The 14,865-nt window shown below is 44.3% G+C and carries 10 protein-coding genes; 9 read left to right on the plus strand and 1 reads right to left on the minus strand.

Going from position 1 to position 14,865, the window contains the following annotated elements; genetic code table 11:
• Window positions 1–232 precede the first annotated feature (232 nt).
• From G9Q97_RS11765 to G9Q97_RS11790, 6 genes are read left to right on the plus strand one after another with little or no spacing between them, the layout of a single operon-like run.
• Window positions 233–1,741 carry a contractile injection system tape measure protein gene (locus G9Q97_RS11765; protein WP_166147044.1) on the plus strand — a complete coding sequence of 503 codons (1,509 nt, stop codon included), beginning with the start codon at window positions 233–235 and terminating at the stop codon, window positions 1,739–1,741.
• A gap of 12 nt (window positions 1,742–1,753) precedes the next feature.
• Window positions 1,754–3,193: an eCIS core domain-containing protein gene (locus G9Q97_RS11770; RefSeq protein WP_166147046.1), complete on the plus strand. Its 1,440-nt coding sequence runs from the start codon at window positions 1,754–1,756 to the stop codon at window positions 3,191–3,193.
• Window positions 3,194–3,210: 17 nt separating this feature from the next.
• Complete coding sequence (locus tag G9Q97_RS11775; RefSeq protein WP_166147048.1) at window positions 3,211–6,840, plus strand: eCIS core domain-containing protein; 3,630 nt, start codon at window positions 3,211–3,213, stop codon at window positions 6,838–6,840.
• A gap of 9 nt (window positions 6,841–6,849) precedes the next feature.
• A complete protein-coding gene (locus G9Q97_RS11780) occupies window positions 6,850–7,725 on the plus strand; it encodes a tetratricopeptide repeat protein (RefSeq protein WP_166147050.1) in 876 nt (291 codons plus the stop codon).
• Between the two features lie 44 nt (window positions 7,726–7,769).
• Window positions 7,770–9,074, plus strand: a complete 1,305-nt coding sequence (locus tag G9Q97_RS11785; RefSeq protein ID WP_166147052.1) for an ATP-binding protein — start codon at window positions 7,770–7,772, stop codon at window positions 9,072–9,074.
• Between the two features lie 49 nt (window positions 9,075–9,123).
• The gene (locus tag G9Q97_RS11790) at window positions 9,124–9,906 is read left to right on the plus strand and encodes a M15 family metallopeptidase (RefSeq protein WP_166147053.1); all 783 of its coding nucleotides are present in this window, start codon (window positions 9,124–9,126) and stop codon (window positions 9,904–9,906) included.
• A 59-nt stretch (window positions 9,907–9,965) separates the two neighbouring features.
• Here G9Q97_RS11790 and G9Q97_RS11795 read toward each other — a convergent pair whose 3' ends face one another.
• Window positions 9,966–11,714 carry a gamma-glutamyltransferase family protein gene (locus G9Q97_RS11795; RefSeq protein ID WP_166147280.1) on the minus strand — a complete coding sequence of 583 codons (1,749 nt, stop codon included), beginning with the start codon at window positions 11,712–11,714 and terminating at the stop codon, window positions 9,966–9,968.
• A 199-nt stretch (window positions 11,715–11,913) separates the two neighbouring features.
• Here G9Q97_RS11795 and G9Q97_RS11800 point away from each other — a divergent pair, with 199 nt between their 5' ends.
• The 3 genes from G9Q97_RS11800 to G9Q97_RS11810 are packed head-to-tail and all read left to right on the plus strand — an operon-like array spanning window position 11,914 to window position 14,844.
• Window positions 11,914–12,234 carry a DoxX family protein gene (locus G9Q97_RS11800; RefSeq protein WP_317168755.1) on the plus strand — a complete coding sequence of 107 codons (321 nt, stop codon included), beginning with the start codon at window positions 11,914–11,916 and terminating at the stop codon, window positions 12,232–12,234.
• A 12-nt stretch (window positions 12,235–12,246) separates the two neighbouring features.
• Window positions 12,247–13,587 (plus strand): DEAD/DEAH box helicase, encoded by a 1,341-nt coding sequence (locus G9Q97_RS11805; protein ID WP_166147057.1) that lies wholly within the window; start codon window positions 12,247–12,249, stop codon window positions 13,585–13,587.
• Between the two features lie 15 nt (window positions 13,588–13,602).
• Window positions 13,603–14,844, plus strand: a complete 1,242-nt coding sequence (locus tag G9Q97_RS11810) for an NAD(P)/FAD-dependent oxidoreductase (RefSeq protein WP_246255627.1) — start codon at window positions 13,603–13,605, stop codon at window positions 14,842–14,844.
• Window positions 14,845–14,865: the final 21 nt, after the last annotated feature.

Genomic DNA, 14,865 nt, shown 5'->3' on the forward strand with positions numbered 1-14,865 from the left:
ATGATGATTGGTCCCTCATGGGCTTCTTTCCTAGTTCCACAGACTTTAATCTCTAATCCAGTAACTCAACGACTCAACAGTGATGTAAACAACACAGAAAGTGCGCGATTTCCAGACATTTTGACTTCCAGACTGATTCCTATTCCATACTTATTGCCAGTAAAATAACGCTTAGTCTTACCGACTTTGCTGAAATAAAGATAAAGAATAATTGGCTACGAATCAAAATATTATGAGTAAAAATAAAACTCATAGCATACAAAAAGTTCAGGTGGATATTTTCACTTCTTCCATGGATACAGGTAAGTTGATGGAAAGGGACATGAGGTCATTTATCCGGGAGAGGATCTTCCCCTTGATCGAGCAATATCTGGATGAACTGGAAAGTAAACTGGATAATCGTTCTCTTCAAATACCGCTTTTGTCTCTGGAAATTGGTTTTGCCAAAAATGATTTCCCGACCATAGCCGACCTGGAAGTTCAAATTAATGCTCAAATGTATGAAGTAATGGAAAAAGCACCGGCTATTTCTTACCAAAAGGATTCTTTTCGGCTGTCCAAAAAAGCAAACGGGCAATTGAGGAATAATTTACCAGTAGAAAATTTCTCAGGGGAAAATGAAACAGAAAAGGTCCTGCTTTTGGAAAATGAAAACAAGGATTTTCAGGCTTGGATATATTTTTTGGAAAAAGGTGAGCTGCCCTGGTGGTATCCTGAAGTTCAGGCAAGAATCAATTTTCAGTTCAAAACTTTGAAGCCCTTTTTGGAAAATGACTTAAATAGAAATGCTTTATGGCAAAAAATAGCTTCTAATCGGGTGTTTTTTGATCGGCTGCTGTCACAATATTCGGGTGAAGAGATAAAGCAGTTGTTATGGTTTATTTTAAACGATAAAATTCCAATGAGTCGGTTAGATTTTGAGCGTATCAACAAGAAAATATCCAGCAATGAGCAGGAAGTTTTTTTTCAAATCCTTATCGGGATAAGCCATTACCAGGAAGGTAAAGCTTCTTATGAAGTACCCTTCAGTAAGGCACTGACAGCAAATGGTATCCCTATAAAGTTTTTTGCTTCAATTAACGCAGTGGTTCAAGATACCCTAAGAAAATCTGAATTACCCATTTGGGAAAGTTTTTTTGATGAATTTAAAAATATTATCGAAAGCCAAAAGGGTCATCAAGGCGGTGATGGTTCAGAAGCACAGCATGTAATGATTGAATCTTCGGACAGGAGTCAAAAGAATGATGGAGAAAGCCATTACCTTGAACATGCGGGGTTGGTCTTAATACATCCATTTCTGAAGGCATTTTTTAGTGATTGTGGGTTTTTGGATCAGGGTGGTAAACTTATTGAACCTGAGCTTGCCGTCCATAGCCTTTATTACCTGGCCAGCAGACAGGTTGCTCCATTTGATTTTGAATTGGTTTTTGAAAAATACCTCTGTGGATTGGACATTCATCAACCCATACCCAGGGATATAAAATTAAGTAGGGGCATCCGGGAAAAAGCGGCTATGTTATTGGAATCTTTGTTGGAAAATTGGAGTAAACTGAAAAATACAGGTGCAGAGACAGTTCGCAATGAATTTTTGACCCGCAGTGGGAAGCTGGTTTTAGAAGACCATCAGGACCGTTTATTTATTGAGCGGAAAGCCCAGGATGTTTTGTTGGATGGATTACCCTGGAACCTGTCCATTATTAAATTACCCTGGAGGAAAAAATTGTTATTGGTGGAATGGTAAACAAAACAAGAAATGAAAAGGCAGTCAGTCAGAAGGTCTACGGTAGGTATAATTAATCCTGTTTTCCAAAATAAAAAAGGAAACAGTTTCTTTAGGGCTAATGCAGAGCGCACAATGCCTGCTACTGATAAGGAGGGAATGTTTATTCAGAAGCAGTCTGCTGATAATGAAATGGAGGACTCCATGCAAATGGCTCCTGAGGATGAAAATGAAGTGCAATTGATGTCAGAGTCCGGGGAAGAAGAGCAGGTTCAAACAAAAGGGGAAGAAGAAGAGGTCCAAGCCAAAGAGCAAAAGGAACAGGCAATGGCCAAAGGAGAGGAGGATGAAGTTCAGACGAAAGGGGAAGAGGAAGAGGTCCTGGCCAAAGAGGAGGAGGAACAGATTCAGATGAAGGAAGAAGAGGAGCAGATTCAAACCAAAACTGCAGGGGCAGGAGGCAGGCAGGAACAAGCGGAATTGATGGAGCCGCTTTTACACCGAAGAAAAGGTGCCGGCAACCCTTTGGAGGGTAAGAGCAGAAAGCTGATGGAACAGGGTTTTGGAGCGGATTTTAGCCAGATTAGGATTCATACAGACGCTGAGTCTCACCGTATGAATCAATCCATCCACGCTCAGGCCTTTACCTATGGCAACGATATATTTTTCAAAAAAGACAAATACAGGCCGGAGAGTCGGGAAGGGAGACATTTGCTTGCCCACGAGCTCACCCATACCATTCAGCAAAAGGGCAAAAAGCCAAAAACCATTCAGGGACATTGGAGCAAAAATGAAACCTACCATCCTTTGGATAAAAAAGGTATACGGGTTGCGGTAAAATTAGAATTTGCAGGAGCTGTTTGGAACAAAAGCAGCAACACTGCCCTCGACACTACAGGTCTTGCCGCTGCCGCGGAAAAACAGGTTTCCAATAGTTTCCGGGGAAAAATCAAAAAGCGTGTATTGGGTATTGATATCCTTTATGACGTAACCACAACAGCTTCCATAAGGGTGATTTCCAAGTTGACTGATTTGAATTTTGGGTCCGAACACCTGCTGGTAGTATTGGACGATTCCCATCCCAAAGTTAAAGGCACATATGGTCGGGGACCCTTTTACGGCACCATTGTATACCTGAATGAAAAACACATTGGTCCGATGATTTCCGGGGCTGACGAAAACACCATCCCTCATGAAGTAGGCCACACTGCCGGATTGAAACACCTGATGGAAAAAGGGGAAGAATCAGGTGTGTTGGGGAAAATGATAAAGGACTTGCATCACCAGGCCAACAAAGACAATATCATGTGGAGAGGGGGCGGTCACCCCAGTTATTCCGGGGCTGATGCAGACGCCAACCTCACCCAAACCAATACGCAACAATTGGAAGAGGTACATCAAAACATTCAAAATAAAAAGATCAATCAACTGGATCTGTTTAGTTTGGTGGATTTATATGCCTTAGAAAAGTAGATATCCATAGTCGACTCATGAAAGCTTTTACAAGAAAATCCGGCAATAAAAATAAGAGCACCCCGGGAAATACCGGAACTGATTTTTTTCAGGCCAAACTTCAGGTGGGTCAGCCGGGTGATCAGTATGAGCAGGAAGCTGATGCCATGGCCGATCAGGTGATACAGATGAATGCGGCCGATCAAGGTGCATGGGCCATAAAACAGGATGAAACAGAAGATAATGTTCAAAAATCTCCCATTCCTGAAAAAGAAATTCAGGCTCAACCACTGGCACAGTCGGTGACTCCGGTATTCCTTTCTGAGTCAGAGGATAAACCGCTCCAGGAAAAGGAAGAAGAGGAGGAAATGCTTCAAAAACAGGAGGGGGAAGAAGAGATTCAGGCAGCGCTCGAACCAAATGAAAGCAAGGAGGCAGAAGATGGAGGAGAAGGGTCTATTCAGATGAAGTCGGAGCAGGCTCCCGAAGTTTCTTCTGTTTTGGAAAGTCAATTGAAACAACCATCAGGGGGATCAGGAATGGACGGTGCCACCAGGTCAGACATGGAAGGTAGTTTCGGGGCGGATTTCAGTCAGGTCAAAATACATACCGGTCCCCAGGCCGTGCAAATGAGCCGGGATCTGGGAGCACAGGCCTTTACCCATGGCAGTGATATTTACTTCAATGAAGGAAAATACAATCCATCTGCTGTGTCGGGTAAACATTTACTGGCCCATGAGCTGACCCATACACTGCAACAGGGAAGTAGTACTGCCATACAGGGAAGAATGGTGCAAAAAGAGGGAGATGAGGAAGAAGGGATTTCACCTCCAGAGGGAATAACTCCGATTGAGGATGCTCAAAATTACTTTAGTTTTCAAGATAGAGAAGGAGTTGTTTCTACCTTTCAAGATGGAACTACAAAAAATTTTAAAGTTGGCAAAATAAAATTGAGTGAATTTAAAGGTAGAAATGAGAGTTTATTCAATCCTCCATTTGAGGTTCCAAGGGGTAGGAGTACTAATCAGGTTGAAAATTGGAAGAATGAACTCAGGACAGGAATTTCCCAGGAAATCAATAATAAGATTGCTTCAGCCACGAATATTGGTGGTTTTAATCAAGCGTCATCTGAAGAAAGCAGACATTATTTTTTTAAAGGAAAAACCAATCCTGAATACATTGTTTTTGGTACCCAGGAACAGCTTTTGGAGCTTGGTTTAGTTCCTACCTGGGACAGAGATTTAGCTCCTGCAACCTTTCAGGTGGATCATATTGTAGAACATCAATTGGGAGGAGAGGACAATAAGACAAATTATGAGCTTTTGGAAGCATCGGCAAATGGTAGTTCAGGATCCAGCATTGCCTGGGAAATGAACAAAAAAATGTTGGCCGTTTATAATGTTTTGGATTCAGCGTTTTATCAGGATTCAAATAGGAGTTTTACGCCAAATCTACCTTCCAGACCACCAAGACAAAATCAATACGTAAACTTGTTCCTTGACCAAGGTTATACTATTTCCTTTGAAAGCAGAGATTTTACACTTCCTAATAATTCAGGCAACCCAAACCAATATTGGGAGTTTTCTGAAGTTCAAAGTAAAGATCATTTAAATAAGCTTGAGCCAATGTCTGCAGAAGAAATTGAGGCTTTGGGAAATGAATCTGATCCATCGTTATTTATGGCTCCAACCGGAGGTAGCAGACTTGACATTCCTCCAGAAGGCCAATATCCAAAGATCAATTGGCTGAACAGGTTAGATTTGAAAAGTCCACCTGACTTTGTAAACAAAACTTTGCAAGTTGATGCATATAAATCTTCCGATATCGGCAAAAAGGAGGTTACTGCATCCTATAATGACATGACTTGGTTCCTGGACAAAGTTGAGGGAACATATATATTCTATGTCAATAAGGATAGAACCCTTCAAAATGCAGTATCAGGCACAGGTGGTGTGTTTCAAAGCTTGCGACTTCCGGGATTGAGTCCAATCCAAATAGACCAGCTGGAACTTACTGAGAATGGGTTTTATGGTATAGGGAAGGTTCTTCCGACCGTGCCTTTGATTGCTGATGCAGATATTGATATAGTAATTGATGGTGACGGGGTTAGGCTAAGAAAATTGTTTTCTGCTGAAGAGTTTTCAATGCCAGCACCTTTCCGAATATCAGAGACTACATTAGAGATTTTTTTTGGAACCCAAGGCTTGGGCATTACAGGTCAAACTAACTTTGGAATCGATCAGGTTGGTGAAGGCCATATCAGTGCTACAGCCTCTACCTCCGGTGGCTTTGAATTGGAAGGCGCTTTTAATTTTGACTCGGAGCTTTTCGATCCGGCAGAAATCAATGTGGAATACAAGGAAAATACCTGGACCATCGGTGGGGAAATAGGTATACCGGAGGGCAAAGTCAGGGGGGTGAAAAGTGCTACCATTACTGCTACCTACAGTGAAAATAATTTTGCGGCCACCGGCGAGGCCGAATTGGATATACCCGGCATAGAGCGGGGAAACATGGAGATTCAATACGGGGAAGCAGGTTTTTCCATCGGTGGAAATTTTGATCTCAGCAGTGATATTCCCGGAATTACCGGTGGTAATGTAGAAGCCCGGGTCTCCAAAGCGGAAGGCGCAGAAAATTACGATGTATTCGTTTCGGGAACCGCACAGCCCGATATTCCAGGCATAAGCACTTCCTTGTCGGTTACCTACGAAAACGGAGCCCTGACCATTGAAGGGTCTGCTGCTTACAGCCGGGGCATGCTCAGCGGGCGAATAGAAGTAGGTGCCACCAACCGGGCTATAGGGGAGGATGGTCAACCTATGGGTGAGCCTGACGAAAACATGCGGGTCTATGGGGGAGGAGAGTTAACCCTTCAGCTCACCCCCTGGCTGGCAGCCACTGCCGGTGTCCGGCTGTTGCCCAATGGAGAAATTGAAGTAAATGCCAGGTTGGCGGCTGACAGTTATGAAGTCTTCCGAAGAAGGGAAATGAACAGAAACCTGTTTAGGGTACCTACCATTGAAATCCCCTTATTTGCCATTCCGTTAGGCCCAAGAAGCATTGGCCTGGTAGCTCAAATCGGGGGAGGGCTAGACTTTACTGCTGGATTTGGTCCCGGGGAACTGCGCAACCTTTCCGCAGAAATCACCTATAATCCGGAAAGAGAAGAAGAAACCACGGTCGCCGGTCATGGGGAATTTGCCATTCCTGCAGATGCGGGGCTTACTTTGCGGGGAGATCTGGGTCTGGGGGTCAGTGTGGCCATTGCCAGTCTTTCCGGAGGAATCGAACTTACGGGCACCCTGGGACTGGAAGGAGAGGCACTGGCAGAAGTAGATGTCAACTGGAGTCCTCAAACCGGTTTGGCCCTGGATGCGAGCGGAAGGATTACCGTAAACCCAAAATTCATATTTGAAATCAACGCATTTGCCAGAGCCAGTTTGGGAGTTGGCTTTCTTTCCATATCAGAAACCTGGCGGCACAACCTGGCTGCCTACGAGTGGGGGCCGGGGATACAATTTGGGATTGTATTTCCTGTGCACTACAGGGAAGGTGAACCATTTGACATGTCATTTGATGATATTGAAGTGATTTATCCGGACCTGGACGTAATCGATATGGCAAAAGGCCTGGCATCCGACATAAAAAATGATTTATTTGCTTAAATTGGGGATATGGAAAAAGAAAAAGCCATAGCACTCAACAACGAGGGAGCCAAACACTTTTTAAACCGGGCATTCGACAGTGCCATATCTTGTTATACAAAAGCCCTGGAACTTGATCCCACCAATAGCTCTATTTTAAATAACCTGGGACTTTACCATCACCAACAGAAAGCGTACAAAAAGGCCTTGGAATTTTTCGAAAAAGCCATTGAGATTGATTCAAAGCCGACTTACCTGGTCAATAGTGGAAACGCCCTGGCCATGATGGGAGTATATCCTCAGGCCCGTGAAAAGTATCTTGAGGCACTGAAGCAAGACCCCGATCACCATAGTGCCAGGGTTAGTTTGGCACAACTTGCGGCGCATACCGGGGACCATGAGTCAGCCATAGAAACCTGGGAAAAAATATTGGCCAGCAATCATGATACGGCTTATGTAATCCAATTGGCCAAAGCCTACATCAACGTCAAAAAGTGGGAAAAAGCATTGCAGCGGCTGCATAGTATTCCGGCCAAAGAGGGAAATGCACTGGCCTGGTTTATGATCGGTCAGTGTGAATTTCAGCTAAAAAACCATGGCTTGGCAGAAAAAGCTTTTAAAATGGCTTTGGCTGATGATCCGGACCATTCAGAAATCAGGCAGCACCTGGCGGTCAATTACCTGGCTATGGGAGAATGGGAAAAAGGCATTAAGCACCTATCGACGATACTTCGTCTTGAGCCCCAAAATTATCAGGTAATGACAGAGTTGGCGGTGGTCTATTTGGGTAGGGGCGATCAAAAAATGGCCTGGGATTGGCTGGATAGGGCCTTGCAGCTGAAACCTGATTTTAGCAAAGCCCTTCACTATAAAAAAATATTGGACCAATCTCAGTCGCAACAATGATTGTTTTTTTCTTTCCTTGTTTATCTGGTAAATACTTACAGATTATGAAACAATTGATGGATTTTTTACGCCTGGTGATCAGGAGCCGGCTCGACCATGAATTGGGAAAAACGGAAACCCTTGAAAAACCCCAAATGGAGCTTCATTTTGATCCGGAGGAGTTTTTGGGCAAGACGATCAAAGATCTGGACATCAAAAACCGGGACCTTTTGTTGTTGGCACTGGCCATTGCACCTCATATGGATCCGGGATTATTGGGAAAAACTATCCAATCCTATTATCCGGAAGGAGCTGATTTTCCGGAATTTGGAGGTTGTAAAAGCAAGCATCACAGAGGCATCATCCCTACCGGAGAAACCTTGCTGTACCTACTGGCAGGAACAGATCCGGTCACCAGGAAAAAACACCTGCCAGTTTTTCAGGAATCCATCCTGTTCAGGAAAAACCACCTTTATTTGGGAGAAACCTTACCAGAAGAACCCTTTTATGCCGGAACGATCTGTCTGGAGCAGGAGTTTGCCGATAAGCTCCTTTTGGAAGTTGTCCGTCCGCCAAAACCCAGTACGGGTTTCCCTGCTGAATTAATCGAAACAGCACTGGAATGGGAAGACCTGGTTTTGTCAGACAAGACTTTATCCCAAATCAAGGCGCTGGAAAACTGGTTGACTTACAATGAGGAATTGATGGAAAGCTGGAGGTTGAGGAAAAAGGTCAAACCAGGTTACAGGGTGATGTTTTTTGGTCCCCCTGGCACAGGCAAGACGCTGACAGCCGGCTTACTGGGAAAATATACGGGAAAGGAAGTATATCGCATAGATCTTTCCCTTATGGTTTCCAAATACATTGGGGAAACAGAAAAAAACCTTTCCCGCTTGTTTGAGAAAGCTTCGGGCAAAAATTGGATCCTGTTTTTTGATGAAGCGGATGCACTTTTTGGAAAGCGCACCAATGTGCGGGATGCCCATGATAAATATGCCAATCAGGAGGTTGCCTACCTGCTGCAACGCATAGAGTCTCATCCTGGGTTGGTGATTTTGGCATCAAACTTTAAAAGCAATCTGGATACGGCATTTACCAGAAGGTTTCAGTCTATCATTGATTTTGAAGCACCGGGAAGTAGAGAAAGGTTATTGTTATGGGAGAAAAACCTGCCCGAAAGCATGGCTTTGAAAAATACCCTCGATATAAAAGATCTGGCCAAAAAGTATCCTTTAACGGGAGCCAATATCGTCAATATTGTACAGCAGGTGGGGTTGAGAACACTGGCCGCCGGAGATGACTCCATCAGAGAGGATGTTTTATTGCAATGCATCCGAAATGAAATACAGAAAGAAGGTAAAATTCATTAAAATAACCAATAATTGGTTTATATTTAATGGTTTAAAATAAAAATTTTGTATGAAAGAGAAAATCAAGCTTGCCCAGCAACTCCTGGCCGAAAAAGGCCACTATCAGGGAGGTATTGATGGAATTTTTGGTCCCAATACCCTTGGTGCCATTCATAAGGTTCCGGGAATTGATCACGGACTTCCCAATTCCCGTAAAATTACCATGCTGATCCAAATGGGAGCCAAAGAAAAAGGGTTTGATGCAGGTGCCATTGACGGGATGTGGGGGCCTCAGACCCAATTTGGCTTTGAAGAATTGGCTTTTCTGATGGAGCATGGGCGGAAAAGAGGTTCCTGGAGACCTGAGGAAATGCCTGCTGCCAATCGATGGCCCAGACAAAACTCCCCTGAATTCCATGAATTTTATGGGCAGCGGGGGCAAAATCTGGTAAGCATTGATGTTCCCTACGAACTCAAAATTGCCTGGGATCTGCGGTATAGGGCCAGAAAAATCACCTGCCACAGAAAAGTTGCTGAAAGTTTATTGACCGTTCTGGAAAATGTGCTTCAGGTTTATGGAGAAAACGACATACAGGCCCTACACTTAAATCATTTTGGCGGCTGCTATAACAACAGGCTTATGCGGGGAGGGACCCAATGGTCAACCCATTCCTGGGGAATGGCAGTGGACTTTGATCCGGATAGAAACCGCTTGACATGGGGAAGGGACAAGGCAGCATTTGCGCATCCCAGATATGATGAATGGTGGCGTTGCTGGGAGGAAGAAGGTTGGGTCAGCCTGGGCCGAAGAAGAAACTTCGACTGGATGCACATTCAGGCGGCCGAGGTATAGGTTTTGACCAAATAGATATTTCACGGTTAAAGTCTAATCGTGGGTTTTGATGAAACCCATTACCAACCAATCCCATAATCCTCTCCATGGTTGCTGGCTCCGCCCCACAGGGTACCATGCTTCCAGTCAAACCAAATTGCAGTTATGGGGCCGGAGGTGCGCTCCCGAAAATCCATTTTATAGCCCCTGTTTTGCAGGTCTCTTCTGACCCAGGATGGTGTTTCCGATTGTAAAGTCAATGCTCCCGGTTTAATTTCATGGTTACCAAATGCCGCCTGCATTTGGTAGCTGTTGATATTTGGAGCTTCCACCGCCTGCTGTACGTTCATGTCAAACTCTACCATATTGAGGAAAAACTGTAAGAGGTTTTGGTCCTGGGTATCTCCTCCTTGTACAGCAAAAGCCATTAAGGGCTTGCCATCCTTCAAGGCGAGCGAAGGTGTAAGCGTTACCCTTGGCCTTTTGCCAGGAGCCACTACATTGAATGGATTGACCTCCTCATCCAGCACGAAACTCTGCATGCGCTGACTTAAGCCAATTCCGGTATTGCCTGCAATTACCGCCGGAATCCAACCTCCACTTGGGGTAATGGAAACCACCCAACCTTCTTTATCAGCTGCAACAATAGAAGTAGTACCTGCGGTAAAGTCTTGCAGGAAACTGTCACTAACCTTCGCATCGGCATTTTCACTGTACTCAAAATAATTCTTACTGTAATGTTCCAATTGGCTTTTAAAGGGATTTTCTTCACCCTGGAAGGGGTAGGGGTCCCCGGGATTTGCCCATGGGTCATTGTTGTTTTTGTCGATCAATTTTGCCCTTTCAGAAGCGTACTCTTTAGATAGCAATCCCTTCATTGGACTCTTTGGGGAAAAATCCGGGTCGCCATAGTAGAAGTCACGATCTGCAAAAGCCAGGTTCATGGCCTGGTACAGGGTATGGATATAATTGGCAGAGTTAAATCCCATACCTTTCAGATCAAAGTTCTCCAAAATATTTAAGGATTGCAGCAAAGCCGGACCCTGGGTCCACTCCTGAAGCTTGTAAACATCTATCCCTTTGTAATTGGTATGAAGGGGGCTTTCAATTTTAACCTTCCAGCTGGCAAGGTCCTCCATTTGGATCAGGCCTCCCTGTTCCTGTATACTCCTGGTCAATTCCTCCGCAATGTCACCCTTGTAAAACCGGTCATAGGCTTCCTGCATGGCTTCTTCCCTGGATTTTCCTGAAGACAGGGCCTCAGTTTCCGTATCTACCAGCTTTTGCAGGGTAGCCAGTAAATCGTGTTGCTCGAAAATCTCCCCGGCATAGGGTGCTTCCCGCTCTTTTCCCAAATGAGGTAAGAAAACCTTTTTGGCATAGGGCCATTCCTTGATCATTTCCTTATCTCTCTCAATGGCATTGGCGGTTTGGGCTTCTATGGGATAACCATTTGCCATCTCCATAGCTGGAGCCAGCACTTCCTTCAGGCTTAATTTACCGTATTTGGAAAGCATGGTGATCAAACCACCGGGAGTTCCGGGAGTGACTGCAGCCAGGGGGCCGTAACTAGGCGGAAATTTCAAACCTTGTTTTTTGTAAAATTCAGCCGTGGCACCAGTAGGTGCTACACCCAAAGCATTGATGGCTATGACTTCCCCGGTATGGGGATTGTAAATCAGCGCCTGGGTTTCTCCTCCCCAGCTCAATACATCCCACATGGTGCAGGTTGCAGCCAACATGGCACAGGCCGCATCAACGGCATTGCCCCCTTGCTGAAAAATCATAGCCCCTGCGGTTGCACCCAGGGGTTTACCCGTAATGGCCATCCAATGCTTCCCGTGCAGTACGGGTTTTTGTGTCTGTTGACCCAGAATTTCCTGCGAAATGACAGCTGTCAGCACCAAAGTGGAAAAAAAATACAGTATTAGCCCACTAAATTTTTGTATTACCATTTTCATGTTCTAATTTTAAAGGATAAAGAAATTTATGCAATTAATTTTTATGGATGAAATATTTCTTTATGCAATGGCAATTTTTTATGTAACGGCTGGTCTCATGCATTTTGTGAAGCCGAAGTTATATATCAGTATCATTCCTCCTTACATCCCGCAACCCAAATTGGTTAACAGGTTGGTGGGATTTATTGAAGTGGTATTGGGATTGGGCCTGGTTTATGAACCCACCCGAGCTTTAGCTGCCTACGGCATCATCCTATTGTTGATTGCAGTATTTCCGGCCAACCTGTACATGTACCAACGAAAGAACAAAGGGCTTCCAAGATGGTTGTTGTTTTTAAGACTTCCCTTGCAGTTATTACTGATTGGCTGGGCATATATTTACACTTAAACTGAAAAAAAATTGACCTTTAGTGAATTTAATTTTGTTGCCGAACTCCAGGAGGGCTTAGATGCCATGGGTTTTGAAAAACCCACACCCATTCAGGAACAAGCCATCCCTTTGATTTTAGCAGGCAAAGACCTGATTGCAACTGCACAGACTGGTACCGGTAAGACCGCTGCTTTTATTCTGCCTGTTCTAAACCAGATCAGTCAAAGCCAGAAAAAAGGGGTAAAGGTATTGATCATAGCCCCCACCAGAGAGTTGGCCATACAGATTGATCAACAAATACAGGGCCTGGCCTATTTCTTGGGAATCAGTTCTATTCCTATTTATGGGGGTGGGGATGGTAATACCTGGGAGCAACAGCGGAAAGCCCTTGAAATGGGGGCCGAGATCGTGGTGGCAACACCAGGAAGATTGATCGCTTTGCTTGCCGGTGGAAAGGTGAAATTTGACGCTTTGGAAAACCTGATCCTGGATGAGGCAGACAGGATGTTGGACATGGGTTTTTCGGATGACATCCTGACCATTATTCAGCACCTCCCCAAAAAGAGGCAGACATTATTGTTTTCTGCAACCATGCCTCCCAAGATCAGGAAGTTTTCCCAGCAAATCCTCCACGAACCCGAGCAGATATCCATAGCTTTAGGCAAAACAGCCAAAGGTGTAAGCCAATATGTTTACCATGTTTATGATGGACAGAAAGAAGCCCTGGTCAACCATATACTCAAATCTCAGGATTTCCAGGCAGTTATTATATTCTGCTCCACCAAGGACAAGGTGAAATCCCTGTTTAAGACCTTAAAAAAACAGTTTCAGGTTGAAGCTTTTCATGCTGATCTGGATCAATCCGAAAGGGAAAAAATCATGTCCGCCTTCAAAAACAAATCTTTGAAGATTTTGGTGGCTACCGATATTTTATCCAGGGGGATAGATGTGGAGGACATTGAAATGGTTGTGAATTTTGATACCCCTAATGATCCGGAAGATTATGTGCACCGGGTAGGAAGAACGGCGCGCGCGGAGAAGAAGGGGAAGGCCGTTACCTTTGTCAATGAAAAGGACAGGTACAAATACCGAAATATTGAGAATCTTATTGGCCTGGAAATTGAGGTAGTTTCCAATCCGGATGAAATCGGTCCTGGACCAGATTTAAAAGCCGCCCATTCAGGGAAGTCCCATAGTAAAAGTGCTGGCGGGGGAAACCCAAAAGGCAAAAAAAATAAGATTAAAGGCAAACCCCGTGGCAATCACAATGCCAAGCCCAGACAACATGCTGGAAAGGGAGAAAAGCAAGCTTCTTCGGAAAACGCTCAGGATAACAAATTCAGGAAACGAAGAAACATAAAGGATGATTGAGGTTTTAAACCTTAAATGAAATTTGAAATGAATGACAAAAGCATATATATCATCGGAGCGGGAATTTCCGGGCTGGTAGCAGCCATTGAGCTGGAAAAGGCAGGATATTATCCGGTTATCCTGGAAGCAAGTGACAGGATAGGTGGCAGGATTAAAACCGAAGAGGTTGATGGCTATTTGCTGGATCAGGGTTTTCAGGTCATGCTTACTGCTTATCCGGAATTGAGCCGGTACCTTGACCTGGAAAAGTTGAATCTGAAAAAATTCAAGCCTGGTGCAGTTATTTTTAAACCAGGAGCTACTTATGCGGTGCATGACCCTTTGAGGAATCCACTTAAGCTTTTTGCTATGGCTTTTTCAAAGGTGGGTACCATTTGGGATAAGTACAAAATGTATGCCCTGACCCAGGACCTGAAAGAAAAACCCCTGGATGCCATATTTTCGGAACCGCAGACAAGCACACAGGAATACCTGAAAAATTTCGGTTTTTCGGATAAAATCATTCAAAATTTCTTTGCCCCTTTCTTCAGGGGAATTTTCCTGGAAACATCCCTTTCCACTTCTTCCCGAATGTTTGAATTTGTTTTTAAGATGTTTGCTGAAGGGCAGGCTGCCATTCCTGAAAAGGGGATGGGTCAATTGAGCCAGCAACTCTTTGAAAAATTGGAGCATACGCAAATTCGATACAATACGGGGGTTGTACGTGTGGAAAAGAATAAAATCATTCTGGAAGATGAAAATACCATTACAGCTGATGATATCATCATTGCAATCCCTCCCGGAAAATTAATAGGTCATGAAGAAACTGCCTTTCATGAAGTTACCAATATTTATTACACCTTACAGCAATCCTTTATAGGAAAAGCGATGATAGGCCTTGTACCGGATGATAAATTTCTGGTCAATAACCTGGTGTTTTTGACAGATGTGAGTCCCGGATATGCCAGTGATGGCAGGGCACTCTTGTCGGTATCCGTCATAAAGGATATCAAGGGAATCGAAAACCCGGAGCAATTGATTGCATTGGAATTGGAAGCTCTTACAGGGATCAATGCTACCTATTTCCAGCACGTGAAAACCTATACCATTTCCAATGCATTACCAGTAATCAAAGATGCCAAACACTGGATTCCCAGGCAACATACCAAACTGTATGACCATGTTTACCTTGCCGGAGACCATTTGTTAAACGGGTCAATCAATGCTGCCATGACTTCAGGCAGACTGGCGGCAGAAGCAGTAATTACTGGAGAGTAGTGACTCCTTCTTTTTTTGCCG

The sequence above is a fragment of the Cyclobacterium plantarum genome (assembly GCF_011290685.1).
In the GTDB taxonomy this organism is placed as follows: Bacteria; Bacteroidota; Bacteroidia; order Cytophagales; family Cyclobacteriaceae; genus Cyclobacterium; species Cyclobacterium plantarum.